20 protein-coding genes and 1 other RNA gene are annotated in these 26,421 nt (G+C 43.7%); 18 read left to right on the top strand and 3 right to left on the bottom strand.

Features of this window, described 5'->3' with window-relative positions; genetic code table 11:
- Window positions 1-463: 463 nt before the first annotated feature.
- The 4 genes from G630_RS0116225 to G630_RS0116240 all read left to right on the top strand — a co-directional run bounded on the left by G630_RS0116225 (window position 464) and on the right by G630_RS0116240 (window position 6,618).
- The gene (locus G630_RS0116225) at window positions 464-1,315 is read left to right on the top strand and encodes a Uma2 family endonuclease (protein ID WP_022760783.1); all 852 of its coding nucleotides are present in this window, start codon (window positions 464-466) and stop codon (window positions 1,313-1,315) included.
- A 396-nt stretch (window positions 1,316-1,711) separates the two neighbouring features.
- A complete protein-coding gene (gene hflX, locus G630_RS0116230; protein ID WP_022760782.1) occupies window positions 1,712-3,028 on the top strand; it encodes a GTPase HflX in 1,317 nt (438 codons plus the stop codon).
- 19 nt (window positions 3,029-3,047) lie between these two features.
- Window positions 3,048-4,688 (top strand): DUF6020 family protein, encoded by a 1,641-nt coding sequence (locus tag G630_RS0116235; RefSeq protein WP_026499187.1) that lies wholly within the window; start codon window positions 3,048-3,050, stop codon window positions 4,686-4,688.
- Between the two features lie 10 nt (window positions 4,689-4,698).
- Window positions 4,699-6,618, top strand: a complete 1,920-nt coding sequence (locus tag G630_RS0116240) for a substrate-binding and GGDEF domain-containing protein (protein ID WP_026499188.1) — start codon at window positions 4,699-4,701, stop codon at window positions 6,616-6,618.
- A 116-nt stretch (window positions 6,619-6,734) separates the two neighbouring features.
- On the opposite strand, the gene G630_RS0116245 is transcribed toward G630_RS0116240, so the two are convergent.
- Window positions 6,735-7,394: a hypothetical protein gene (locus tag G630_RS0116245; RefSeq protein WP_026499189.1), complete on the bottom strand. Its 660-nt coding sequence runs from the start codon at window positions 7,392-7,394 to the stop codon at window positions 6,735-6,737.
- A gap of 158 nt (window positions 7,395-7,552) precedes the next feature.
- Between G630_RS0116245 and G630_RS0116250 the strand changes: the two genes are divergently transcribed.
- Window positions 7,553-8,125 (top strand): thymidine kinase, encoded by a 573-nt coding sequence (locus G630_RS0116250; RefSeq protein ID WP_022760778.1) that lies wholly within the window; start codon window positions 7,553-7,555, stop codon window positions 8,123-8,125.
- 106 nt (window positions 8,126-8,231) lie between these two features.
- On the opposite strand, the gene G630_RS0116255 is transcribed toward G630_RS0116250, so the two are convergent.
- Both G630_RS0116255 and G630_RS0116260 read right to left on the bottom strand, forming a co-directional pair.
- On the bottom strand, window positions 8,232-9,227 hold the full coding sequence (locus G630_RS0116255; RefSeq protein ID WP_022760777.1) for a sugar ABC transporter substrate-binding protein: 996 nt from the start codon (window positions 9,225-9,227) through the stop codon (window positions 8,232-8,234).
- Between the two features lie 14 nt (window positions 9,228-9,241).
- A complete protein-coding gene (locus G630_RS0116260; RefSeq protein ID WP_022760776.1) occupies window positions 9,242-11,239 on the bottom strand; it encodes a methyl-accepting chemotaxis protein in 1,998 nt (665 codons plus the stop codon).
- Between the two features lie 290 nt (window positions 11,240-11,529).
- Between G630_RS0116260 and G630_RS0116265 the strand changes: the two genes are divergently transcribed.
- The 13 genes from G630_RS0116265 to G630_RS0116320 all read left to right on the top strand — a co-directional run bounded on the left by G630_RS0116265 (window position 11,530) and on the right by G630_RS0116320 (window position 26,078).
- Window positions 11,530-11,940 carry a hypothetical protein gene (locus G630_RS0116265; protein ID WP_022760775.1) on the top strand — a complete coding sequence of 137 codons (411 nt, stop codon included), beginning with the start codon at window positions 11,530-11,532 and terminating at the stop codon, window positions 11,938-11,940.
- Between the two features lie 30 nt (window positions 11,941-11,970).
- Window positions 11,971-12,516, top strand: a complete 546-nt coding sequence (locus G630_RS22370; protein ID WP_022760774.1) for a DUF6465 family protein — start codon at window positions 11,971-11,973, stop codon at window positions 12,514-12,516.
- A gap of 55 nt (window positions 12,517-12,571) precedes the next feature.
- Window positions 12,572-12,874 carry a hypothetical protein gene (locus G630_RS0116275; protein ID WP_026499190.1) on the top strand — a complete coding sequence of 101 codons (303 nt, stop codon included), beginning with the start codon at window positions 12,572-12,574 and terminating at the stop codon, window positions 12,872-12,874.
- 117 nt (window positions 12,875-12,991) lie between these two features.
- Complete coding sequence (locus tag G630_RS0116280) at window positions 12,992-13,996, top strand: deoxyguanosinetriphosphate triphosphohydrolase (protein WP_026499191.1); 1,005 nt, start codon at window positions 12,992-12,994, stop codon at window positions 13,994-13,996.
- A gap of 15 nt (window positions 13,997-14,011) precedes the next feature.
- Entirely contained in the window at window positions 14,012-15,790 is a 1,779-nt protein-coding gene (gene dnaG / locus G630_RS0116285) for a DNA primase (protein ID WP_022760771.1), read from the top strand.
- A 463-nt stretch (window positions 15,791-16,253) separates the two neighbouring features.
- Window positions 16,254-17,465 carry an RNA polymerase sigma factor RpoD gene (gene rpoD / locus G630_RS0116290; protein WP_026499192.1) on the top strand — a complete coding sequence of 404 codons (1,212 nt, stop codon included), beginning with the start codon at window positions 16,254-16,256 and terminating at the stop codon, window positions 17,463-17,465.
- A 4-nt stretch (window positions 17,466-17,469) separates the two neighbouring features.
- Window positions 17,470-18,207, top strand: coding sequence for a class I SAM-dependent methyltransferase (locus G630_RS22375; RefSeq protein WP_044959595.1), 738 nt, complete (start codon window positions 17,470-17,472; stop codon window positions 18,205-18,207).
- 97 nt (window positions 18,208-18,304) lie between these two features.
- A complete protein-coding gene (locus tag G630_RS0116300) occupies window positions 18,305-19,957 on the top strand; it encodes a nucleoside kinase (RefSeq protein WP_026499193.1) in 1,653 nt (550 codons plus the stop codon).
- Between the two features lie 121 nt (window positions 19,958-20,078).
- An RNA gene (gene rnpB / locus G630_RS23880) (RNase P RNA component class A) lies at window positions 20,079-20,424 on the top strand.
- Between the two features lie 119 nt (window positions 20,425-20,543).
- Window positions 20,544-21,368, top strand: a complete 825-nt coding sequence (locus tag G630_RS0116305) for a S1 family peptidase (protein ID WP_026499194.1) — start codon at window positions 20,544-20,546, stop codon at window positions 21,366-21,368.
- A 207-nt stretch (window positions 21,369-21,575) separates the two neighbouring features.
- A complete protein-coding gene (locus G630_RS0116310; RefSeq protein ID WP_155832014.1) occupies window positions 21,576-23,693 on the top strand; it encodes a hypothetical protein in 2,118 nt (705 codons plus the stop codon).
- An 80-nt stretch (window positions 23,694-23,773) separates the two neighbouring features.
- Window positions 23,774-25,045: a GTP-binding protein gene (locus tag G630_RS0116315; protein ID WP_026499196.1), complete on the top strand. Its 1,272-nt coding sequence runs from the start codon at window positions 23,774-23,776 to the stop codon at window positions 25,043-25,045.
- Window positions 25,046-25,109: 64 nt separating this feature from the next.
- Entirely contained in the window at window positions 25,110-26,078 is a 969-nt protein-coding gene (locus G630_RS0116320; protein ID WP_022760764.1) for a TIGR03943 family putative permease subunit, read from the top strand.
- Window positions 26,079-26,421: the final 343 nt, after the last annotated feature.

Below are 26,421 nucleotides of genomic sequence, written 5' to 3' on the forward strand. Positions count from 1 at the left end.
TTAAAATCTAATACTTTAAAACACCCTACAGCTGTATAATGAAAAAGGCTGTATCGTGGCAGTAAGGGCCTGGCTTATCGCTAATGCGAGTTCACCTCACCCTCTGACGGTACAGCTTTTTGATTGCCGGATAATCCTCTGGCTTATTTGTCATGGCTATATGTTAAATACCTGTTTCGGTTTGTCAAAAATACAAGCTGTCTACTGAAAGTTTATAACTGTCTTATGGAATTCCATATCTGTCATAATTGGTATATCAATTGTCTAATTTGATTCCACCAATTCCATAAATCTGTCTACAAAAAGTCCTTGATTTTTGAACCGGTTTAATCATTTTTTATGGAAAGCTTATGCAAATATACAAAAGTATAAAAAAAGATATAAAATTATTGAGATATATATAATTATATATTACAATAATGCTATAAGCATTCATGCCATTAATTCTTACGGAGGCACTGCCATGACAATTAAGCAGATGATACAAATCAAGGAAAACAGAGGCTACAGCTACAGTCAGCTTTCTGAGTATACGGGAGTTCCTTCTATTACTTTGCAAAAGATTTTTACCGGAAAAACCAGGAATCCACGGAAGGCTACGCTCGATGCTATAGAGAAGGTGCTATCAAGCGATGAATCGGTTTATAGAGGGAAAGCCTATGAATACCACGATGCAACAAGCGGTAAATTTATGGAACCTGAGCCCGTATACGGTGCAGCTACCAAGAGCAATAAATATGGTGATCCTAATAAGAAGCAGGGTGAATATACCCTTGATGATTACTATGCACTTCCTGACGAGCAGCGAGTTGAGCTGATAGATGGTGTTTTTTATGACATGTCTTCACCAAGGATTGTACATCAGGATATTTCCTATGTAATTCATTCTGCTATAGCGGATTATATTAAGAAAAACAAAGGGAAATGTAAAGCTTTTTACGCGCCTGTGGATGTTCAACTTGACTGCGACAATAAGACTATGGTTCAGCCGGACGTTCTCGTAATCTGTGACAGAAGCAAAATCAAGGGCTTTGGAATATATGGTGCACCGGATTTTCTTGTTGAAATATTGTCTAAATCCACAAGAAAAAAAGATTTGACTATAAAGCTTGCAAAGTATCAAAATGCCGGAGTAAGGGAATACTGGATAGTTGATCCTCACAAGAGATGTCTCATAATTTACAACTTTATGGATGAGGATTTTGTCCCGCAGGTTCTTCCGCTAAAAGGTGAAGCACCGGTTGCAATTTACGATGGGAAACTAAAGATAAGCCTGGACGAGATTGCTGCTTCGATTGATGAATTTGGGGAGTGATTTGCTAAGGAACAAATTATCAGCATCATTTTTTATGAAAAGCTTATGGAAATATCAGTATTTATGCTGATTTTTGTATTGTTAAATAGGGTATAATTAGCTTGCGTGTTATATAAATATTTTTAGGCGTATAGGTTAGTTCATCAGCTTGCAAAGAGTGGAACACTGGACCTTAAGAAGGTTAGTGTCAATAACAAGAAAGTCTATCAGAAAAACCTTAAACTTATCGAAAAGTCGGGAATAAGCGACAATGTGAAAATAAAGAGAGTTAAAGGCAAAAAGTAATGAAAAATTGCTTAAAATATAGGGGTTGGTGGTATAATGATATGATGTATGAAACTTTGAATTTAAGCGATTGGTATTGCTGAAAACAGCTGACAAAATAGGATAAAACGAGTGGTAAATTTAGAAGAAGAATTGAACTACGATGTCCCCAGGGCAATCCTTGTGGGACTTAATTACGACAATAGAGACGAAGCGAAATTCGAAAGATCAATGAAGGAACTTAAGGCTTTGACAGAGGCCTGTGATCTTGTGCCCGTTTTTACGGTGACACAGACACTTCCTCATCCCGAGGGCAGTACGTTCATCGGAAGCGGTAAGGTGGAGGAACTTAAGAACCTCATAGGCATGCAGGATGCTGACATCGTAATTTTCGGAGATACGCTTTCCCCGATTCAGATAAGAAACCTTGAGAGGATTCTCGATACTGAGGTCATAGACAGAACGGGCCTGATTTTGCAGATTTTTGCTAAGAGAGCCAGGACCCGAGAATCCAGAATGCAGGTTGAATATGCACAGCTTCAGTTTATGCTCCCGAGGCTTGCCGGGATGAGAACGGAACTAAGCCGTCAGGGCGGAGGCAGCGGCAGACTTTCCAACAAGGGTGCCGGAGAGAAGAAGCTTGAGCTTGACAGAAGAAGGATTGAGCACAGATGCGCCGAGCTTAGGCGAGAGCTTGAGAATGTGGAACGCGAGAGAAATACGCAGCGTTCGAAGCGACTCTCAGCTGACCTCGCCAGAATCTCTCTGGTGGGCTACACCAATGCCGGCAAGTCCACGCTCATGAATGCTATGCTCGATTCGAGCCATGTGGAAGAGGTGTCCGATAAAAAGGTCATGCAAAAGGATATGCTATTTGCGACGCTTGATACCACCGTCAGAAGGATAGACATTCCGGGACACAGACCTTTTCTCCTTTCGGATACTGTTGGATTTATTGATGAACTGCCGACAACTCTTGTAAAGGCGTTCAGATCAACCCTGGCAGAGGCTGTCTATGCGGATCTTTTGCTGGAGGTAATAGATTTTTCAGATCCGGATTACATGAATCATATGGAAGTTACCGAGCGCACCCTCAGGGAGATTGGTGCGGGTAAGGTGCCGATAATTTACGTCTTTAACAAGGCGGATCTTGTGATTGGCAATTCTGAGCACGCTTCCATGACTATTCCGCATGTCCGCGATGACAGGATTTATATGGCTGCTGAGGATGGCATCGGAATCGACGAACTTGTGACACTGATTGAGCGCACTCTTGAGGGAGAGAAAGCGGAGTGCGAATTTTTGATCCCGTATTCAGACGGCGCGGCTCTACACGAGCTTACGAAGCGGTCTGAAGTTCTTGAGACTGAATACCTTGAAGAGGGCACGAGACTTTTAACAAAGTGCGGTAAAAAGGTGGCTATTCAGTACATGAAATACGCTATTTAGAGGTGAGAGGGGAACCTACATGGAGTTTAACAAAAGGATAAGTATACACGCAGATAACAGGCTTATCCGAAAGACAATATACTCGGCCGTGATTGCTTTTATTAATGCGGTGTGCATACAGGCCACGCTCTCACACGCATGCTTTGGCTGGAACACAATAGAGCATTTTAAATGGATGGCGTACTTTCTGGTTTCATTTATCGCCGCATTTGTTTTCTTCTCATTGATGGATTATATACGTTTGGAGAGCGGGAGAAGTGCGGCAGGAGATGACACAGGATTTTCCGGGAAAAGATGGCTCGGTGCAGCAGTTCTTTTCTTCGTATGCTGGCTTCCCTACCTAATCATCTATGCTCCGGGCCTTGTGAACTACGACACGGTTAACCAGATTAAGGATTTTCTAGACGGTGTATCTGCGGTTCCGTTTGGCTATGCACCCGGGCAGGAAGAGGTGACGGTACTTTTCAATGCGCATCATCCCGTGTTTGTGACGCTGATTTTCGGAAGTTTTATTAAAATTGGTATCCTTATGGGAAAACCGGCTGTGGGCCTAACTTTGTACATACTCTTACAGATGATTATGGCAGCGCTTGTTTTCGCCTATGTGATAGAGAAGGCATGGACCGGAGGGGATAAAAAGAGCCCCGTGGCAAGGCGGGTTATTACTACATTTATTGCACTGTTTCCGGCTATTCCGTATTACGTCTGCAACATGCTTAAGAATTCACTTCATTCGATACTCATCGTATTGTATGTGTTTATGTTTCTGCAGATAGCGATAAACGGGCACGTCTTTTCAAAAAAGGAGAGGATACTGTGGATAGTTCTGTCGATCCTGGTGGTTCTGACTCAGAATACAGGTGTATATTTTGTTATTCTGACCGGGATTTTTCTTGCTATCAGGGCGAGGGAGGAGCGAAAAACAGCTATTATCGCAGTTGTGACTTCAGCACTTTTGATGCTTATAATTCTGCCTAAATTGATATATCCCATCTTCAACATATTCCCCGGTGGAAAGCAGGAGATTCTCGGAACTCTTTTCCAGCAGACCGCCAGATACGTGAGGGATTATGGGGAAGAAGTAACGGAGGAAGATATAGAGATTATCTCGAAGGTGGTGGACTACGACACTCTTGTAAACAACTATACTTTCGAAACAACGGATAACATCAAGGCGACCTACAATCTGCATGTGACGAAGAAGGAACTTTCTGATTATTACAAGCTATGGCTCAGGCAGGGGTTAAAGCATCCCGGTGCATATTTTAGAGCAACGCTCCCCATCTGTGGAATGTACTTTGCCTCCGGGTATGACATCGGAATATTTGACCACATACCTACAGATGAAGGGATTTTCGCGCAGATTCGCCATGTGAATCCTGAGGGAGTCTATACCTCCATGACGGAGATTTACGAGTGGATCAGATCCTTCCCGGGACTTTGCATTTTATTCCAGCACGCACTTTACGTGCTCTGGATTCCGGCATACTGCGTATACAGACAACGATCTATCGATAAGAAGAAGAGCCTTTTGTTCATTGTTCCTTTTGTGGTGAATATGCTCTTTTTGATAGTAAGTCCTATGGTTTATTCAAGATATGCGCTGCCGATGATTTTCACATCACCGATACTTTTATACATGACCCTTTTAAAGGATTAAGAGGTGCACTATGGATACGGAAATTACAAAAAGTGGAAGAAAAAATATAGGAGTGTTTTTTAACTGTTCTGAGGTTAGATTTCAGAGGAAATTCTGCCATGCGCTATCAAGCGCCGCCAAGAAGATGGACTATAACCTTCTTTTCTTCATGACGTTCGAGGTCATTGACGACGAGAGCGATTTTAACAAGATGAATGAAAAGATGATGAAGTTCGCGCCAATAGAGCACCTGGACGCCATAATTGTTGCATATGATACTTTCGACAGGCAGTCTATCAGACAGGTACTTGAGGATGAGATAAGGGCGAGAGCAACCTGCCCTGTTATCAGCTTCAGGGAAAAGTACAAGGATTTTCTGTGCATCTCAAGTAATGCAAATGACGCAATTATTAATATAATTAATCACCTTGCGGATTATCATCACTGTAAAAATATAGCTTTTATGGCGGGCTATGAGGACCATTACGACAGTAATGAGAGACTTAAAAGGTATCTTGAAACAATGAAAGCCAAGGGGCTTCCCGTCTATGATAACTTTGTTTTCCACGGCGATATGTGGAGATTTAAAGGCGAGGAAGCTTTCAGATATTTCTTCCAGGATCCCGATCATATACCGGAGGCAATAGTCTGCGCTAACGACCATATGGCGAGAGCTCTTAGTAATGCGGCTATTGAGCATGGAGTGCGGGTTCCCGAGGATTTGAAGATAACCGGTGTCGACGATATAGCTGAAGCTGTGGAATACCATCCTACACTTACCACTGTTAGCGTAGACCTCGAAGGCATGGCTGAGCGCACCATGGAAGTGACTGACAAGCTCATCAATCACCAGTATATAAAGAATGTTATAGCTGTTCCAGCGAAGATTATGTACAGAGAGAGCTGCGGCTGCTACGGTGAAGAGGTAATGGTTTCTTATCAGCAGCAGCTGAATCAGTACTATGAGAGAATGAGCCATCTGCTTGGACAACCGCATAACCAGACAATGTTCCAAATAGACCTCGACGGATGCAATACAATGGAGGAACTTCTTGATACTATTCAGAGGAACGTTGATCTCGTGGTAAAGCATAAATCTCTTTATATATGCCTGTCCGGCGAGGAGAACGAAAACGGTGGCAGAACCTTTTCCGAGGATGTTATGGATGTTGTGCACCCTATCTTTGCGTACAACAAAGGACAAAGGCTCGAGATACAGAACAAATCCTTCAGGACAGACAATCTGCTCATGGTGGATGTATATGAAAAGAATAAGCCCAAAACCATATATTTTTCGCTGCTGCACGACAGCCATAATTGCATAGGCTTTATGGCATCGGAGTTCGATTCCATGAAGGATACGGTTGATCAGTATTATTTTGACTGGGTTCTGAAAATATCGCTCGCCCTGAATAAGCATTTCATTTCAGCTGAGCTAAAACACCTTCTGGAGCAGACAAAACAGAAGAGTCTTACTGATTTCATGACCGGTATGAGTAACCGCCGCGGTTTGGAGATGTGGGTTTCAAAGAATACAAAGGAATGGATTGCATCTAAGGAAGAAATCGCATTCATGACGCTCGACCTCGACGGCCTTAAGAAGATTAACGACAATCTTGGACACGAGGCAGGAGATATGGCTATAGTAACTGCCTCTAAGATCATAAAAAAGAAATGCCCCAAGAGCGGCATCTGTGCACGAACCGGCGGCGATGAATTTCTTATGGTATTCCCTGCCTCAAAGGCATCACCAGAGGAGGTGGCAGCAAAGATTGAGAGCAGTATGCAGAGAAAAAATGCAGCCGGAGCCTTCCCTTTCAAGCTGAGTATTTCTCAGGGCTGGTACATCACCAGGATGCAGCGAACCACCCGTGTGGAAGACTGTCTCGCTGAGAGCGACAAAAAAATGTACGAAATGAAGGACCTCCACCACCAGGACGAAACCATGTAAAAAATACGCCCCCTAGATATGTGTATTCGCTCCCAGCCTCGTTGCGCTACGCGCATAATCGGCTGGTTTCGAACACATATATCCCGGGGGCGTATTATTCAATAGAGTTTAGGGCATCAATACCTGTAGGCGGTGTAGTAGATTTCGTAGGTGTCGGCGCCATCGGGAGGAGTGAGATCGTTTACTACCGTTTCGCCGGCCTTTACGTTGTAGTTACTGTTTACAACATAGGAATCCTCGAAACCTACGATATTGTGATCTTCATCGAAGAACAAAGTAGCTGCCTGGATGGTACTGATATCCTTGTCGCTATTGTTTGTTGCCTGGATGATCAGCTTGCCGTTGCTGGACATAGATGCCTCAAGGGTTACATCATTTTGTGCAGGAACAATGTACTGTGCATTATCTATGTTGATCTTGTAATCGTAATTTTCCGCATCATCAGAGTCAAGGAAAAGAGCATAGAGTACAAACCATTGACGGCCAACTACGTAAGAACTGTAGGATGAGCCGGTTTCCAGAATATTATTGTTTGCATCATAACTAACGGTATCCCAGGATACCTCAAGATCCTCATCTGTATTGTTTTTGCATACGGCGATAAGGTACTTATAACCCCACTCAGAAGAGTGCTCATAGGTTTCCATTACCTGAATATCGGCATCGGGAGAGGTTGCGTCAATCATATCGCTATCGGTGGCTGCAGCTGCCAGTGCGGTGTTTGCTGAAAGCAAAAAAATAATCATCGCTGCCATGAAAGATTTCAATATTTTCATAGTAAGAGACCTCCTTTTCGCAAGAAATTTCCTACATATAATCTAGCTTAATCATGTGTACGTGACATGTCCGAGGTCTGTATTTTTTATAAAAAAAGGATGAAAAATATGGTAAGATAGGGATGCGGCACGCCGAAAAATCAGGAGGAGATACGTTAATGGCACAGCTATATTTCAGATACGGTGCGATGGGATCATCCAAGACAGCCAACGCGCTAATGGTCAATTACAATTATCATGAGAGAGGTAAAAACTCGATCATATTAAAGCCCGGTCTTGAGAACAGAGACGGAGCTACAATCATAAGATCAAGAATCGGCCTTCAGGCAGAGTGTATGCTTGTGGAGGATTTTTTGGATGAATACCACAGAAAGCATAAGATGATAGAAAAATACGATGCGATCATAGTCGATGAGGCTCAGTTCCTTACTGCAGAGCAGGTCGACATCCTCTCGGACATCGTTGATTTTGATAAGGTTCCCGTTATCTGCTACGGACTTCGTACCGACTTCCAGGAGAAATTTTTCCCGGGTTCTGCGCGCCTTATGGAGATCGCAGACAAGATAGAAGAGGTCAAGACCGTCTGCTGGTGCGGAAGAAAGGCAACCTGCAACGCCAGAATATGCGATGGCAAGATCGTACGTGACGGCGAGCAGGTCTTCATGGGCGGCAACGAAAGCTACATCGCCCTCTGCCGCAAACACTTCAAGAAGGGCAAGCTCACGATATAAAACATAAGCCCCGGCAATATATGTTCAGACCAGACCGATTATGCACGAAGTGCAACGAGGGCTGGAATGAATATATATTGTCGGGGCGTATTATTTTATAAAAAGATTACTTAATCGATCCTGCGTTAGATTTGTCTACCGGTGTGAAGGGAACCCATACAAAGGTGAGGTCGTCGGTTACATACTCGACATCCTTTGTGGTTCCTTTTTTTGCAAGAGCGATAGCTGCTTCGATGCAGGCTGCGCCTTGGTCGGATGCAGACTGGAGAACTGTGAACTGCATGCCTCCGTTCATAATGGAAGCGCAACCGTCTGTTGTTGCATCAATACCTACAACAGGAATAGCAGAGGTATCAATACCCAGTTCGTCCATCGCCTGAACAACGCCGATAGCCATTGAATCGTTATTGCAGATTACGCAGTCATAGGGTTGCTGAGTTTTAAGGAAAGTCTTGAAACCATCGGCTGCCTTCTGAGTATCCCAGTAAGCTGTATCGTTGAATACATAGTTTACGTCTACGCCATTATCAATGAAATACTTTTTAACCGCATGAGTTCTCTTGATAGCAGCGGGGTGTCCGGGCTGTCCCTGGAAAAGAACTACGTTAAGGCTCTTCGGTTTTCCGAGAGTATTCCATACATATTCGGCCTGCATGGTTCCTGCATCAATCTCATAACTACCCACATACATGTATTTGTCGGGCTTGAGATAATCATCAGCAGGCTGTGTGTTGGTGAACAGAATTGGAATATCACCTGCTATAACCTCAAGCTGAAGTGCAGTATCGGCATCTACAGGATTGCAGATAATGGCATCGTAGCCCTTTGCTACAGCATCTCTGAACTGCTGAACCTGCTCATCCACGGTGGCGCACGGGGTTCCTACATCTACAGTTACGCCATTTTTTGCACCTGCTTCAATTACTGAGTTCTGGACAAGCTCTTTGAAATCATCAAGAGTCAGTGTGGAGAAAAACACCTTCACACCGGATCCATCGGATCCGCCACCGGAGGAAGCTTTTCCGCATCCTGTCAGGGTGGATGCCGTAAGAACAAGAACTACAGCAATACTTAATAATTTAGTATAAAAATTCTTCTTCACGATAAGACCTCCTCTTAAATCTTGAACTTCTGAACATGGGAAGTAAGAGTGTCGGATGTGTCTGCCAGCTCGTGGGAGTTGTTTGCCACATCTTCACTGTGCTTGGAAATGTTCTTTGCTTCCACAACCATGTTCTCTGAGGTTGCCAGTATCTCATCAGCGCTGGCTGCCTGTTCTTCGGCAATGGCAGCTACGTTCGTTGCTACATCATCAACCTTTTCAACATCTCTGATCATTTCTTCTATGCAGTCATTTGATGCTTGTATGTTCTCATAAATCTGATCGAAGGTTTCTACAGCTACATGGATAAGCTCACTGTTTTCTTCAATGCTGTCGGCACTTGCATTAGCCTGGCCTACAGCCTCATCGATAAGTCTGTGAACTTCCTCAATCAGGTTGGAGATATTGGTTGCACTCTCTGAACTTGTCTGAGCAAGCTTTCCGATTTGAGTAGCTACAACAGCAAAGCCTTTTCCGGCTTCACCTGCTCTTGCTGCCTCGATAGATGCATTGAGTGACAACAGGTTTGTCTCTTCAGCAATTTCACCGATCATGCTGACAATATTTGTAATTTCTTCGGAAGCCTTTCCGACTTCGTTGATGGAATCAACAAGTTTGGTATTTGCGGTCTGGATACCATCCATGGCATGGGATAATTTTTCCATATCCTCGCGGCCCTTCTGGGAAATCTTTACGGTTTCCTTCATGCTCTCATCAGCCTTGACAGAATTGTCACGGGTGTCGGCAACAACAGCTGCAAGAGTGGTAGCATTGTTTGCAATATCGCCGACAGCTAAAGCAAGCTGATCAACGGTGTCGTTCAGCTGCTGCATTGCCTCAGCCTGTGACTGGGATGCATCGAACATGCTTCTTGAAACGGAATCTGAAGCCTCGGACTCTGCCTTAAGCTTTTCGGACTCTTCGCTGATACTTGATAGCATATGTCTCATGCTCTCAACGAATTCTGCAATCTTTCCGCCCATGGCACCGATTTCATCATTACTCTCTGCTTTGACATCAATCGTGAAGTCACCTTCACTCATAGCGTTGATACTCTTGGTGATGCCTGCAAGAGGAGCAATAACTCTGCTGACAACATATAGAATAAGGATGATGATAAGAATGGTTGCTATGAGACCTGCAATTACAAGGTAATTAACAAGCTCTTTGATGCTGGCCATTATTACGTCCTGTTCGATATATGATACAAGTACCCAATCAGTTCCGGTTATTGTTTTGAAAGCAACTACATAGTTGCCGATTTGTTTCGTTGTATAGTTTTCAGCGTTAATTGCCTTTGCCACGTTGGCAAGAAGAACATCACCATTGTCCTCCGCAATCTTAGTGGATACAAGAGCAGTGTCTCTGTGAGCAAGAATCGTATTATCATTTGTGTCTACGAGGAAAGAACTGGCCTTATCCATCTTGACACCTGAATTTACGATAATGGTGATTTTATCAAGGGTAACATCAGCTGCTATAACCTTGATAGATTCGTCGCCCATGTTTAAGATACCGGATGCACTTATAACATCCTTGCCCTGGGAGTTTGTATAGGAAGTTCCGTACTGAAGATTAACTCTTGAAAGACCCTGTTTATACCAGGTGGATTCAGTGGGATTCGCTTCCTCCAGAGTAGATTCGGTGGCCTTATAATATGCGCCATCGGCAGTTCCTATGCGCAGTCCCTCAGGGGAATCGCTGTTATAACCATAGAAACCGTCCAAAATAGTCTGGAGCTGTGCTTCATCAGGGTTTGCAGCTTCTATGGACTGCTTTGCCGTTGAGAAATACTCCAGATTCTTATTTAGCCATGCAACGATGTTATCAGCCTGATTCGAAATTGAGGAATTCAGGTTGGACGTTGCAAGCTCGGTCATACGCTTTTTGGACATGGTGGAAGCGATGGCGATAAGAATGATGATCATGATTACTACGATAGGAACGATGTATAGCAGAAGCTTGTTCCTTATCTTTCCGGTTTTGCGGATTTTTGTGGGCTTGTCACTCATAATGTCCTCCTTAGCAAAAAGGAAATAACTGTTATTTGATAAAAAATTGCGCTTAATTATTTCGATGATATGGCAATCCTATTTATCATTAATAAACGTATCATATTCCTATAAAAAGACTCTTTTTATATTCTTAAATTTGCATAAAATATTACGAAAAAAAGAACAAACTAAAATGATGTACTTTCATGGTTTTTGACGTGTTTTCATTGAAAAATCTGCCGTAAAAGCATATACTTTTATGTAAATCAGCGCTAATTGCGCTAAGTAGAGATAGGGGGCAATTAAATATGGGTAATGATGAAGTGATGCAGAAATTACTGGACAATTCTAATAAGAGCCTTAAACTTCAGAAAATCAGAACTGTTTGCGTTCTGGTGATACTGGTTGCAGTGGGTATTTCGATTTTTGCAATTGTTCCCAGAGTCGTAAGCACTCTGGATAAGGTTGAGACGGCAGCGACTTCTGTTTACGAGACTATTGGCAAGGCAGAAGCCACAATAGATAACATTGATAAGATGGCCGAGTCACTTAAGTCCACCGGTGATAACATGAATTCGATTTTGAATGATAACGGTGATAAGCTGACAGAGTCTCTTGATAAAATGGCAAACATTGATTTCGACGGCCTGAATCAGGGTATTAAGGATCTTCAGGATGCGATCGGACCTTTAGCCAATTTTATGAACAAATTCAGATAATCTATAAACTAACTTAGGAGGGTATGAAAAATGGCAACAAAGAAGACTACAGATAAACTCAAGGATATTGCTAAGGATGTACAGGAGGCTGCAAAGCCCTATGTTGAAAAGGTAGAGCCCTACATCGAGAAGGCAAGGGAGAAGGCTGAGCCGATGCTTGACGAGGTTAAGGAGAAGAGCGCTCCCGTGATCAAGGATGTAAAGGAAAAGGCTGATCCTGTGATCAAGGATGTTATGGAGAAAGCAGATCCTGTAATAAAAGAAGTAAAGAAGAGAACTGCTCCCGCAACAAAGGCTATTAAGGAGCAGAGTGAGAAGGCTGCGGATGCGGTCAAGGCAGCAACTAAGGATATCACTGAGACAGCTGCCAAGAAGAGCACCAAGACAGAGTTCTTTATCCAGTATCAGGACTACGAAGTAAGAACTCAGGATATTGCTGATAAGATTCGTGAGCAGTACATATCTTTAGGCCACAAGGCATCTGACATCAAGGAGCTTCAGATTTACTTAAAGCCCGAGGAAAATGCTGCCTACTATGTGGTTAACCACAAAGACACAGGAAAATTTACATATTAAAAGAAAAGATCACCTGGCGAGAGTATTCGAGCCAGGTGAAATCATTGGAGCACTTATGGCTATTGAAAAGAAAGTATTTTTTAATCTAAAGCACTATGAATACGGCGAAGCATTCTTTGGAAGCTACAAAGGAATGCGTTACCGTCTTGCCAGAGAACCGCTTGAAAACGTGGTTTTCACACCTGTGGAGCAAAGAAATCCGGAATCCCGTCTTATGGCCACGGTCTGGCCTGAGCCCTACAGCTATCACGACACTGAGGATGAAAAGAAAATCTCTGAAAAGTTCGAGATTACAGAGGAAGGCTTCGACGCTGCCATCGCCTGGATAAACGAACAATACGAGTCGAATGAGTGGTAAATCAATTTTTTTCATAAATTTAAAAGGAAATACAAAATTCCCGCAGAATATTACTAAAGTGAGGAGTTTTTCCGGGAAAATCCAAGATTTCAGGCTTGGTACCAGACTGGAGTGTGTATGAAAATACGTGAAAGCTTAGAAAACAGAGAAAGACTGAACCTAAGTCCGTATGCTACCCTTAGCATGAATTCCAGGGGGAGGAACACGGAGGAGGAACCCTGTGATATCAGACCTTGCTTCCAGAGGGACAGGGACAGAATCCTATATTCCAAATCTTTCAGGCGACTAAAGGATAAGACGCAGGTTTTCCTGACGCCGGACGGCGATCATTACAGAACCAGGATGACCCATACTCTTGAGGTTGCCCAGAATGCCAGAACTATAGCGAGAGCGCTTAAGCTCAATGAGGACCTGGCAGAGGCGATTGCCTTTGGACACGACCTTGGACACACACCCTTCGGCCATGCCGGAGAGCGGGCACTCAATGAGATATGTCCCTTTGGCTTTAAACATAACGAGCAGAGCCTTCGAACAGTGGAACTTTTGGAGAAGGACGGCCAGGGACTCAACCTTACTTTTGAAGTAAGGGATGGAATTATCAATCATGAGATGGACACGACTCCCGTAACTCTCGAGGGAAGAGTGGTGCGTCTTTCTGATAAGATTGCTTACATTCACCATGACATGGATGACGCTATCCGCGGAGGCATTCTTAAGGAATCCGATGTGCCTGAGAATATTTCAAAAGTAATCGGACACAGTAACCGCGAGTGGCTAGACACCTTTATCCATGACATTGTGGAGGCCAGCACCAATCACAACGACATCATCATGTCGGAGGAAGTTCATGAAGCCCTTATGGCGCTTCGAGCTTTCATGTTTAAGAGCGTTTATACCAATCCGAAGGCCAAGAACCAGGAGGGGAAGGCCGAGAATCTTGTGAAGATACTTTACCAGTACTACATGGATCATGAAGATCTTCTGCCGGATTACCTGAAAAGACTCATGGATTCACAGCCAAAAGAAAAGCTTGTCTGTGACTACATAAGCTCAATGACAGACCGTTTTGCGATTGCAAGGTTCCAGGAGTACTTCGTACCCAAGAGCTGGAACGTACTATAGATTTAGGACAACAACATGAGATATTCTGACGAGATCATAGAAGAGGTCAGATCCCGCAACGACATCGTCGACGTTATAGGTCAGTATGTAAGCCTTAAACGAGCAGGTGCCAACTACGTGGGACTGTGTCCTTTTCATAATGAAAAGTCGCCATCCTTCAGCGTATCGCCGGGCAAGCAGATGTTTTACTGCTTCGGCTGCAGAGTGGGTGGAAACGTCTTTTCATTTTTGATGAAATACGACAACTTAACATTCGGAGAAGCCATGAAGACGCTGGCAGAGAGAGCCGGTGTTAAGCTTCCTGAGGAGGATGAATCCCCGGAAGCGAAGAGGATGCGTGATAAGCGCCAGACTCTCTTGGAGATAAACAAGGAAGCTGCCAAATATTATGTATATCAGCTGAAATCTCCGGCCGGTGAGAAAGGCCTTAAATACTTTAAGGATAGAGCTCTTTCCGACGAGACCATCAAAAAGTTCGGGCTGGGGTATTCCAATGTCACGAGCGACGACCTCGTGAAGTATTTAAAGAGCAAGGGCTACAGCGACTCCCAGATAATTGACGCGGGGCTCGCCTCACACGATGAAAAGTACGGAACGCACGATAAGTTCTGGAACCGTGTGATGTTTCCGATTTTAGATGCAAACTCAAAGGTCATAGGCTTCGGCGGACGAGTGATGGGAGATGGCAAACCCAAGTACCTGAACTCTCCGGAGACCATGATTTTCGATAAGAGCCGAAACCTTTTCGGACTTAATTATGCAAAAAATGCCAGGGCAGGTTACATCATAATCTGCGAGGGATACATGGATGTCATAGCGATGCATCAGGCCGGATTTAATATGGCGGTTGCTTCACTTGGAACGGCGTTCACATCCCAGCAGGCAAGTCTTTTAAAGCGTTACACGGATCTGGTTATATTGTCCTACGACAGTGACGGAGCGGGAACGAGCGCCGCACTTCGAGGGATAGAGATATTAAAGGGTGCGGGATTAAAGGGAAAAGTACTCAACTTAAAGCCCTACAAAGATCCCGATGAATTCATAAAAAATGAAGGAAGGGAAGCCTTTGAGGAGAGAATCAAAAAGGCTGAAAATCCGTTTTTCTTTGAAATAGCAGTAAAAGAAAAAGAGTTTGATATGAGCGATCCGGCCGAGAAGACAGAGTTTCACAGATATATAGGAAAAAAACTCTGTGAGTTTACCGAGGCAGTGGAGCGTGAGAATTACCTTGAGGCGGTAGCACAGCGCTATATGATAAGTGCTGATGATTTGCATAAACTGGTGGCGGGACTCGCTGCCGAGGGCGGTATTGTGAAGTCTTCAGAGAGACCGAAGACGCCTAAGCAGTATAACACTCCGAAGGAGGATCCATCGAGAAAACCGCAAAGACTTCTTATAACATGGCTTGCAGATGAGCCTGAAGTTTTTTCGGCAGTAAAGAAATGGATAGGTCCAAAAGATTTTGCAGATGAGATGTACCGCAGCATCGCGGATGAAATGTGGAAGGGACTGGATGACGGAAGTTTTGATCCGGCGAAGGTCATGAACCATTTTACCGATGAAGAGGAGCAAAGAGAGGTCGCAGAGCTTTTCAACACTAACCTTGTTAAGGTGGATACAAAAGATGAACGTGAAAAGGCTATGCATGACATTCTCTATGACATAAAAAAATCCGGCTATGAAAAAACGCTGTCGGATATGGAGGCAGATGCTCCGGAGAGGTGGAATTACACTCTCGAAGGCAAACGTATGCTGGAGGAATTGTCGAGAACGAAGATCGTTTTGAAGGCATGAGACAAAAGTTGAAAGGATGGGTAACGTAGTGGCAGATAAGAAAGTGACCGGCAAGGCAGCTGACAAGGATAAAGCAAAGAAGACTGTCGCAAAGACAGCAGAAAAGAAGGAAACTGCAAAGAAGGCAGCTAAGGAAGAGACAGCAAAGAAAGAAACCGCTAAGAAGGAAACTGCAAAGAAAGAGCCTGCAAAGAAGGCGGCTGAAAAAAAGCCTGTTGAGAAAAAAACAGCAGAGAAGAAAGAGACAGTAAAGAAGGAAACTGCTAAAAAGGAGCCTGCAAAGAAGGCTGCTGAGAAGCCTGCAGAGAAGAAGGAAACAGCTAAAAAAGAGACAGCTAAGAAGGCTGAGAAAGCAACCGGATCTTCAAAGAAGGCAGCTAAGGAAAAGGAAGATACAAGCGCTAAGGGCGAACAGAGTAGTGAGGGTCTCGATGAGGAGACCCGAGAGAAGTTTTTACAGAAAATCAGAGAACTTCTCGCTCTTGGCAAAAAGAAGCAGAACACTCTCGACTACAACGAGATTAGTGATTTCTTAAGAGAACTTAATCTGGATGAGGACAACCTCGACAGAGTTCTTGAGCAGCTTGAGGCTGCAGGAATCGACATCATCAGAATGGAAGATGATGTGGATGTTGATATTCCCGATGATGACGGAGTGGTACTCGGTGATGAGGAAGAGGTTGATATGGAAAATATCGACCTGTCGGTTCCGGACGGAATAAGCATCGAGGATCCGGTTCGTATGTACCTTAAGGAAATCGGTAAGGTTCCGCTTCTTACCGCTGATCAGGAGATCAATCTTGCACAGCAGATGGAAGACGGTATGATGGCTGAGCGTATCATGGAAGCCGGCGGCGCCGATAAGGTAGATGTCAAAGAGGAAGAACAGGAAGCTTACGAGCGAGTTAAGGACAAGGATGAGAAGGAACTTAAGAGCATTTCCTTTATGGGAAATGAGGCAAAGAAGCGCCTTGCAGAAGCTAACCTCAGACTTGTTGTAAGTATTGCAAAGAGATATGTCGGAAGAGGAATGCTTTTCCTTGACCTTATTCAGGAGGGTAACCTCGGTCTTATCAAGGCAGTTGAGAAGTTCGATTTTCGTAAGGGATTCAAGTTCTCCACATACGCTACATGGTGGATCCGTCAGGCCATCACACGTGCGATCGCCGATCAGGCCAGAACTATTCGTATCCCTGTTCATATGGTTGAGACTATCAACAAGCTCATCCGTATCAGCAGACAGTTACTTCAGGAACTCGGCCGCGAACCCACTCCCGAGGAGATTGCAAAGGAGATGGGTATTCCGGTAGAGCGTGTGCGTGAGATCTTAAAGATTTCACAGGAGCCTGTATCACTTGAGACTCCTATCGGTGAGGAGGAAGATTCACATCTTGGTGATTTCATCCAGGATGATAACGTTCCCGTACCCGCTGATGCAGCTGCATTCACACTCCTTAAGGAGCAGCTGGTCGAGGTTCTCGGAACCCTTACAGAGCGTGAGCAGAAGGTACTTCGTCTCCGCTTTGGTCTTGATGACGGAAGAGCAAGAACTCTAGAAGAAGTCGGCAAGGAATTCAACGTAACACGTGAGCGTATCAGACAGATCGAGGCGAAAGCGCTCCGTAAACTTCGTCATCCCAGCCGCAGCAGAAAACTTAAGGATTATCTGGATTAACACTATGAAAAATGTGATTTTATCTAAGAGACTTAGCGCAGTAGCAGAGCTTGTAAAGGGCTCTGCCTGCGTGTGCGATATCGGGACGGATCATGGATTCGTTCCGATTTATCTTATTAATTCCGGCGCCTGTGATCATGGGATAGCAATGGACATAAATGAAGGACCGCTTGAGAGAGCAGGACAGCACATCGCCGAATACGGCCTTGGTGACAAGATAGAGACAAGGCTTTCAAACGGCATGGAAAAGCTGCAGCCTGGCGAGGCTGATACGATTATCTGCGCCGGCATGGGCGGACTACTGATGAAGAGAATCCTCGAAGAGGGGGCTCCCCGTGAAAAGGGAATAAAGAAGATGATTCTTCAACCCCAGTCGGACCTCAGAGTTTTCAGAGAGTTTCTGAGGCAGCAGCGTTTTTTCATAGAGGATGAGGCTGAGATTTTCGAGGATGGAAAATACTACACTGCCATGCTTGTAAGAGTAAGCGACGATGATAATAATGAAGCTTATGAGAAGGTAGTGGAAGAAATATCTTCCGCTGAAGACGCCATCAGAATCTGTGACCGCTTCGGCCCCACTCTTTTCCTTAACAGGGATAAAACTCTCTACGAGTACCTGACCCACGAGAAGAGCGTCCTGGAAAGCATTTTATTAAAATTATCTGAAAATGAGCATAGCGAAAGAATACATGATATTATAAGTAAAATAAACGATATTTCAATCGTACTTAATTTGTATTAACGCCTTCCCCTAAGGGAGGTATTAGCGAAGATATCATTTTTTGCCTTCCCCTTGGGGGGAAGGTGTCAGCAAAGCTGACGGATGAGGGGGTATCAATATGCCAAGACTCAATATTGAAGGCGAAGAACGCGAATACGCAAAGGGCACAACCTTTGAAGAGATAGCCGGAGAATTCCAGCACAAGTATGACAATCAGATTGTAGCAGTGGTTTACGGATCCAGAATCCGTGAGCTCATGAAAAAAGTGGACAGGGATGAAGACCTGACCTTTATTACTACTGCGGATGAGATTGGCAACAACACCTACACCCGTACTGCTATCATGATGCTCATCAAAGCTGTTCGTGATGTCTCAGGAAAACATCATGCCTTCACTAAGGTTGAATACAAAATCGGTAACGGTTTTTACTGCAGTATAAAAAGTGACTTCAAGGTAACTGAAGTGTTCGCTGAAAATGTCCAGAAGCGAATGCAGGACATGGTGGACGATGCCCTTCCTATAACCAAGAAGGGGTATCCCCTTGCAGATGCCATCGAGATTTTCAGAAAAGAAGGTATGGACGATAAGGTTAGACTTCTTCGCTACAGAAGAAGCTCCGAGGTCAATGTCTATAAGCTCGATGAATTCAGCGACTATTTCTATGGATATATGCTTCCGAACACCTCTTATGTAAAGTGGTTCAAGGTTGAAAAATATCACGACGGACTTATTTTGCATCTTCCTTCCAGAAAAAAGCCTGATCAGATCACGGAGAGTGAGCCTAGGGAAAAGCTGTTCAATGAAATGGTCCGTTCCACAAAGTGGGGCGAGATGATGGGAATTGAAACTGTCGGAGACCTCAATGATGCTATCTGCAGAGGCGAGTTCAATGACATTATGCTTGTGCAGGAAGCTCTTCAGGAGAGACGTATCGGCGAAATTGCCCAGAAAATCTATGAGCGCAAGGATGTAAAATTTGTGATGATCGCGGGACCAAGCTCTTCGGGAAAAACCTCCTTTGCCAACAGACTTTCAATTCAGATGCGTACCTACGGTCTTCGTCCGCATCCGATCAGTCTTGATAATTACTTTGTGAACAGAGAGGATACTCCTCTTAACGAGGATGGAAGCTACAACTTTGAATGTCTCGAGGCTCTTGATGTCGAGCAGTTCAACAAGGATATGGTGGCTCTTCTTGAGGGCAAAAGAGTTGAGATGCCGACCTTTAACTTTGTCACCGGTAAGCGAGAGATGAACGGAGACTTCATACAGCTTAAGCCCGGCGATGTACTTGTTATCGAGGGTATTCACGGTCTTAATGAGAAGATGAGCTATGCCCTTCCGGCAGAGTCCAAATTTAAGATTTATATTAGTGCGTTGACAACACTTAGTATTGACGGACATAACAGAATCCCCACAACCGACGGGCGTCTCATCAGACGTATAGTTCGTGATGCCAGAACCCGCGGTGCCACCGCAAAGCACACGATTGCAATGTGGGATTCCGTAAGACGCGGCGAACACCAGAACATCTTCCCGTTCCAGGAAGGTGCGGATGAGATGTTCAACTCCGCCCAGATATACGAACTTGCGGTTTTGAAGCAGTACGCAGAGCCCCTCCTATTTGCTATCAAAAAGGATGAGCCCGAGTACTTTGAGGCAAAGCGCCTCCTAAAATTCCTTGATTACTTTGTTGCAGTCGACTCGCAGACACTTCCCAAGAACTCACTCACCAGGGAGTTTGTCGGTGGCAGCTGCTTTAAGGTGTGAGGATATATTGGATATTATTGGAAATACGAGTAAAATAGGCGTGCATAATTGTACGTCTATTTTTGTACTCATTTTCAAATATGCTTGACATAATTTAATTCATTGCTACAATTCTTATGTATGAGCAGGACAAATGATCGCGGCCGCTAGTCCCGTAAGGGCGCGGGTGAGGAAAGTCCGGGCTTCGTAGGGCAGGATACCGGATAACGTCCGGCGGAGGTGACTCCCGGGAAAGTGCAACAGAAAACAACCGCTCTTTAAGAGTAAGGGTGAAAAGGCGGTGTAAGAGACCACCGTGCAGATGGTAACATCTGTAGCCATGTAAACCCTATCCGAAGCAAGACCAAAAAGAAAACTATGGGCCGGCCCGGTCCGTTTTCAGGTGGGTCGCTTGAGGCTGTCGGTAACGGCAGTCCTAGATAGATGATCATTCTCGACATAACCCGGCTTACAGGCCTGCTCATACATAAAAGGACGAAAGCCCTGCTATAGGATTGATATCGGCAATATGGTATGTGTCATTTTATCGAATCTATAGCAGGGTTTTTGGATATAAAAATGTCCGAAACCGGAGAGAAAAGTAATCATGCATCTGAAAAAGATATTAACAGTATTACTTGCCATGCTTATCACTGTTGGCGTGAACTCATTACATACATCTGCCCAGGGTCCTATGCCTTCCGAAATTGCACAGGACATGCTTTCTATTGATGCATTTGCAGTTCCCTACAATTTTCCAGAAACAAATACAGAAGATGCAGTTATAAAAACCGCACTAAATGTACGATCTTCAACAGTTCAGATACAGGTTGGCAAGCAGTACGGAACCGGAAATATCATATCTATAAATTCAGAAAAAATAAGGATTCTAACAGCAGCTCACGTGGTGCAGAAGTGGGACAATTCAGAAAGTAACTATGTCATTTTCTTTAATGGCAAAGTGGCAGATGCGAACCTTGATACAATCGATGATTATTATGATGCTGCAATTATCAGTGTTGAAACGGCAGCATTAGAGCCCTATGATTTAATGAATCTCAGAAGGGTTACTTTGGATTACTCTGTCATGTCAGGTTTTGATAAGCAAAAAGATGAGACCGTAATTGCGCTTGAATCCAATCATCTCGTAAATGCCAAGGAAGTCCAGACCTACAACTACTATGGTAACGACACCGGTATCGCCGGCAAGTATATTTACGGTCCTGTCATCAATCCCGATATTCTTGTTGTCGACTACGGCTATAAGATGATCTATACAAAACTTGCTGCCCACAGTGGAATGTCCGGCGGCGGTATATTTGACATAAACGGACATTATGTCGGTATTCTTGTCGGCGGCTCCGATACCGGTGAAACTGTTGGCGTCAGACTGACAGACATAAAGCCGCTGCTTTCCATGAGTGAACACTAGACTGCAACAGAGCCTCCCCTTTTTAGTTACCTCTAACAAAATCTTAAGCCTTTCTTAATTTCAAAAAAATCTCTTGCCACAAAATTTTTGCTGTGGTATAGTCTCAACTTGTCGGCATTCAGTCGACAAATGTTCCGGAGTTTCTCCGTGACGATTTTCCATTTATTTTTTTCCAAGAAGTTTTTATGAAAGGCGGTTTTTAGTTTTATGAGACCAATTAAACAAAGTAACTCGATGAAAGAGCTTTTAAAGAAGCTAAAGAGGCATGATACGCTTGTCCTTGGATCAGCTGTAGTGCTTGCGACTATAATGTGTGGAGGATTCGTCTATGTGACAACTCCGGCGATAAGTGCCGATGCAGCTCAGCAGGAGGTTAAGAAGGACTCACTCGGAGTACAGAAAAAAGCGAACGATCAGCTTAAGGAGATTGAGAATTATCTTGAGAGACTTGATAAGGTTGTTACAGAAAGCTCAGAGCTGGTGAAAGAAGTTCAGACTGTTCAGAATGAGCAGAAGGAGCTTACGGAGAAAACTCTGGAAAAAGAGAAAACTCTGGAAAAAGAGAAGAACAACAGCACAAATACTAATACAAACACAAACAACACAAAGGTTGTAGAGAAGATAAACGGACTTGATAAAGCACTCGAGTCTATACATTCAGAAATTACCACTACCAATAATCAGATTAAGAAACTCCAGGAGAGCATGGAAAAGGGCGGAAATAAAGATTCTGACAAGGATAAGGAGAGCTTTGCCCAGATTACGAATGCACTCAGTGATATAAAGAAGAGCTGTGATAAGTCGGGCGGTGATGTGTCAGGACTTTTGGCAGAACTCAAAGAGAGTAAGAAGGAAAATTCCGATTCACAGAAAACGGTTATCAATAATCTTGAAACCATCGAGAAGACCCTTGAGAAGGTAGAATCAAGAGAGAATCTCACAAGGCTTGAGAATGATCTTAAGAGCACTCAGACTACCTATATCAATATGCTTGATAATGTTGAAAAGAGCGTGAGCAAAACAACTGAGGGCGTGAAGAAAGTTGGAGATAAAGTCAGCAAGGTTTCCGAACATATTAATAATGTTGGAAGTGATGTTAACAAAGTCTCTGAGAATGTCAACAAGGTTTCAGAAAATGTTAATAGTGTTGGAGATGGAGTAAACAAAGTGGCTGAAAATGTTAATAACATTGGAAGCGGAGTAAATGAGGTTCGTCAGGCACAGATTAGTACAGACAACCGCATTGATGCATTGGGAACAGGTATCGGAGATGTAAAGGGCGATATTGGAACAGTGAATGCTCAGATAGGTGATGTTCAGGGACAGATTGGTTCTGCACGAAGTGATATTGACGAAGTCAGAAATTCACTTTCGGATACAAACTCCAAAATAGATAAGGCTAACACCAAGATTGAAGAAGTTGCCGGAATGGTACAGCAGGTTTTTCAATGTGCGGACAGTAATCGTAATAAACTAGCATCCATACTGTCCGACCTTTGCGGCTATGAAGCCGGTAAGGATGCAACAATGGCTGAGTTGATTGAAGCAGTCAAGCTTATTCCCTCACATGTAATTAGTTCAGGAAATGTAACTTATGAGCATCATTATCATAAGGATGTAAACGGAAATGTAGTCAGTGATAAATCAGCTTCCAAGGGAGGTTGCTTTACTTCACCGGTATATCACAAACATATAAGCTCATGTTACGAGACTACGAGAACGTATATATATCATCCTCACTTTACTCAGATTAGTGAGGAGACTGAAAAGACCGGAAGTAATAAGAAATACAATGTAGGTAATATGAAAATCAATGAAAGTAATACGAAATACAAATGTGATGTGTGCGAAATGGTTGTAGATAGAATTCCGGAAGATCATAAACATCAGACTACGGACAGAAACGAGGCACGACAAAACAGTAATTTTTTTAAGGAGATAACAAATACAAATGTAATTTGCGGGAAAACCGAGCAGACAGCCGAGTATTGGCTTCCGGCGTGCGGTTACAAGCATGGAGATATAACCAAGGCAGTAATCGTTTATCCGAAAGTTTATCAGAATTATGAAGTTAATACACTTAATACTTCTATGGTTTCCAATTATGGTGGAATTGAGATTTCAGAAGAAATATTCAATATGGATAGTTATGGCGCCGAAGCTCAGGATGAAGGAGAAGTGACAGATGAGGAAAGTGCTGATGAAGAAAACAATAACTCCGAGGAATCAGAGAACCCCGATGCGAACGATGATGCAACTGTCCCCGAGGAAAACGCCCCGGCGCAGATTCCTGCTGCGGTAAGTGACGGTAATAGCCAAGGCTAACAGGGTTTCTTGACTAGTAAAGCCTCTGGTAATAAAATATGCGTTGAGACATTAAGTATTAGGAACGGAGTGTGATAAATATGACAAAAATTGATATTATATCCGGTTTCCTTGGAGCTGGAAAGACAACGCTTATTAAGAAGCTTTTAAAGGAAGCTCTTGCAGGAACCAAAACTGTACTTATAGAAAATGAATTCGGTGAGATCGGTATTGATGGCGGATTTTTGAAGGAATCCGGAATCGATATCAGGGAGATGAATTCTGGCTGCATCTGCTGCTCACTTGTCGGTGATTTCGGAACATCTCTTAAGGAAGTAATGGACACCTATGCACCTGAGAGAATTCTCATTGAGCCTTCAGGAGTAGGAAAGCTTTCCGATGTTATGAGAGCTATTCAGAACGTAGCAGATGAGAGCGAGAACCTTACTATGAACAGCGCCGTTACGGTTGTTGATGTAAGTAAGGCTAAGATTTACATCAAGAATTTCGGTGAGTTTTTCACTAACCAGATTGAAAATGCAGGAACAATTCTCCTTACCAGAACAGATAAGGCTGATGCAGCAAAGATAGAGAAGGCTGTTGAACTTATCAGAGAGCACAATCCCAAGGCTACAATCATTACAACTCCTCTTGCGGAGCTCTCAGGAAAAGAGGTTCTTGATACTTTTGAAGGAAACCATGATCTTGAGGCAGAGCTTTTGAAGGAAGTTCTTGCGAAGAAGGCTGATGAGCATCACCATCATCATGATCACGGTTCCGAGAAGTTTACAGATGAGGAAGGCGTAACTGTATACAGAGCGCACAAGCACGATCATGACCATGAAGATGAGCACGACCATGAGCATGATCACGATCACGAGCATCATCACCACGATCATGATGAGCACGACCACGAACACGAGCATCATCATCACGACCACGATGAGCATGATCACGAACATGAGCATGAGCACCATCATGACCACGATGATCACGATTATGATCATCATCACCACGATCACGATGAGCACGACCATGATCATCATCACCACGATCACGATGAGCACGACCATGATCATCATCACGATGCTGACGACATATTCACAAGCTGGGGTATGGAGACACCTGCCAAGTACAACAAGGCAGAGATAGAGGCTATGCTCGGAAGACTTGAGGAAGAGGAGACCTTTGGAGTAGTTCTTCGTGCGAAGGGCATGGTTCCCGATGAGAATGGCGGATGGATTGAGTTTGACTATGTTCCGGGTGAGCCTGTAGTAAGAGACGGTGCAGCAGACGTAACAGGAAAATTCTGCGTAATCGGTGCAGAACTCAACCAGGACAACCTCGAGAAATTATTCAGGAAAAAGCTTTAAAATTTTATGACTATAACAGGCCCCACCGAAAGGTGGGGCAATTGTACATGGAGTATTGTTTTATATGTTTGGAAGGAATAAAGAAAAGAAAATGAAACCGGTTTATGTAATAAATGGATTTCTTGACAGCGGAAAAACAGACTTTTTCAAGTATACTCTTGCTCAGCCTTACTTTAAGACAAAGGGGGAGACACTCCTTATCGTCTGCGAAGAGGGCGAGAATGAGTATGAAGAAAAGCTTCTGACTGCTACAAACACTATTTTGGAAACTATCGAGGATGAAGAGGATTTCACACCCGCAACACTTATGGCTCTCGAGGCAAAATACGATCCCGAGAGAATTCTTATCGAGTACAACGGCATGTGGAATTTCAAGAACTTCAGACTCCCCAAGGCATGGAGACTTGAACAGCAGATTACTATAATAGATGCTTCAAGCTTTGAACTGTATTTTACCAATATGAAATCACTTCTGTCAGAGCAGCTTAGAAATTCAGAGCTTATCCTTTTCAACAGATGCGACGGAATAGAGGATCTTGCTACATATAAGAGAAACGTTAAGGCTATAAACCAGAAAGCGGACATTATTTTTGAAGATATGAATGGTGAGGTGGATGTAACTCTTGATGAGGATCTTCCTTTTGATCTCAACCAGGATCCCATCGAGCTTAATAACTTCGGATATGGAATGTTCTACCTTGACGCTCTTGAGCATGTGGATCGCTATGACGGAAAAAAGGTTAGCTTTACAGCAATGGTCGCTAAGCCCTTTGATATGGCAGACAATGCATTTGTTCCCGGAAGAATGGCAATGACCTGCTGTGCAGAGGATATGCAGTTTTTGGGATTTAAATGCGAATATGATAAGGCATCTGACTTAAAAGAGAAGGAATGGATCAAAATTACAGCAGAGGTAAGAAAAGCTCTCGTTCCCGAATATCAGGGAGTGGGACCTCTTCTTAACGTAGTTGAACTTGAGCACGTCTCAGAGCCCAAGCACCCTGTAATCGATTTTTCGAATCCGGAAGTATAAGATATTACTCTGAATATAAAAAATAAAAAGCCTTCCCCCCCTTTTTACCTAAGCTCCCGTGAATTTATACCAAGGTTAAGGTATAAATCCGCTTGATTTGTTTTCTCAAAGCCTTGTGTTTACTGGCTTTGCAGCCACAAAATATTGTATCAAAATAGCACATTTTGCTTTCAATTCCGTTAATTCCTTGGTATAATTATACCAAGGAGGTGATGGTATGGAACTGAAGATTAACGAGCCTTGGATCACAAGCAAAGTAAGGTGTCAGAATGGTTATGCCTATATCGACAAGCCTTTCTGGAATGCCGAAAAACAGTGCGCTGACCATAAACGCGAGTACATC

Source organism: Butyrivibrio sp. WCD2001 (assembly GCF_000424485.1).
Taxonomy (GTDB): Bacteria; Bacillota; Clostridia; order Lachnospirales; family Lachnospiraceae; genus Butyrivibrio.

Bases quoted from the DNA above. Each gene is read 5' to 3' on its own strand.
- G630_RS0116225 (WP_022760783.1), top strand. From the start codon at position 464: ATGACAATTAAGCAGATGATACAAATCAAGGAAAACAGAGGCTACAGC.
- G630_RS0116235 (WP_026499187.1), top strand. From the start codon at position 3,048: ATGGAGTTTAACAAAAGGATAAGTATACACGCAGATAACAGGCTTATC.
- G630_RS0116240 (WP_026499188.1), top strand. From the start codon at position 4,699: ATGGATACGGAAATTACAAAAAGTGGAAGAAAAAATATAGGAGTGTTT.
- G630_RS0116245 (WP_026499189.1), bottom strand. From the start codon at position 7,394: ATGAAAATATTGAAATCTTTCATGGCAGCGATGATTATTTTTTTGCTT.
- G630_RS0116250 (WP_022760778.1), top strand. From the start codon at position 7,553: ATGGCACAGCTATATTTCAGATACGGTGCGATGGGATCATCCAAGACA.
- G630_RS0116260 (WP_022760776.1), bottom strand. From the start codon at position 11,239: ATGAGTGACAAGCCCACAAAAATCCGCAAAACCGGAAAGATAAGGAAC.
- G630_RS0116265 (WP_022760775.1), top strand. From the start codon at position 11,530: ATGGGTAATGATGAAGTGATGCAGAAATTACTGGACAATTCTAATAAG.
- G630_RS22370 (WP_022760774.1), top strand. From the start codon at position 11,971: ATGGCAACAAAGAAGACTACAGATAAACTCAAGGATATTGCTAAGGAT.
- G630_RS0116275 (WP_026499190.1), top strand. From the start codon at position 12,572: ATGGCTATTGAAAAGAAAGTATTTTTTAATCTAAAGCACTATGAATAC.
- G630_RS0116280 (WP_026499191.1), top strand. From the start codon at position 12,992: ATGAAAATACGTGAAAGCTTAGAAAACAGAGAAAGACTGAACCTAAGT.
- dnaG (WP_022760771.1), top strand. From the start codon at position 14,012: ATGAGATATTCTGACGAGATCATAGAAGAGGTCAGATCCCGCAACGAC.
- G630_RS22375 (WP_044959595.1), top strand. From the start codon at position 17,470: ATGAAAAATGTGATTTTATCTAAGAGACTTAGCGCAGTAGCAGAGCTT.
- G630_RS0116300 (WP_026499193.1), top strand. From the start codon at position 18,305: ATGCCAAGACTCAATATTGAAGGCGAAGAACGCGAATACGCAAAGGGC.
- G630_RS0116305 (WP_026499194.1), top strand. From the start codon at position 20,544: ATGCATCTGAAAAAGATATTAACAGTATTACTTGCCATGCTTATCACT.
- G630_RS0116310 (WP_155832014.1), top strand. From the start codon at position 21,576: ATGAGACCAATTAAACAAAGTAACTCGATGAAAGAGCTTTTAAAGAAG.
- G630_RS0116315 (WP_026499196.1), top strand. From the start codon at position 23,774: ATGACAAAAATTGATATTATATCCGGTTTCCTTGGAGCTGGAAAGACA.
- G630_RS0116320 (WP_022760764.1), top strand. From the start codon at position 25,110: ATGTTTGGAAGGAATAAAGAAAAGAAAATGAAACCGGTTTATGTAATA.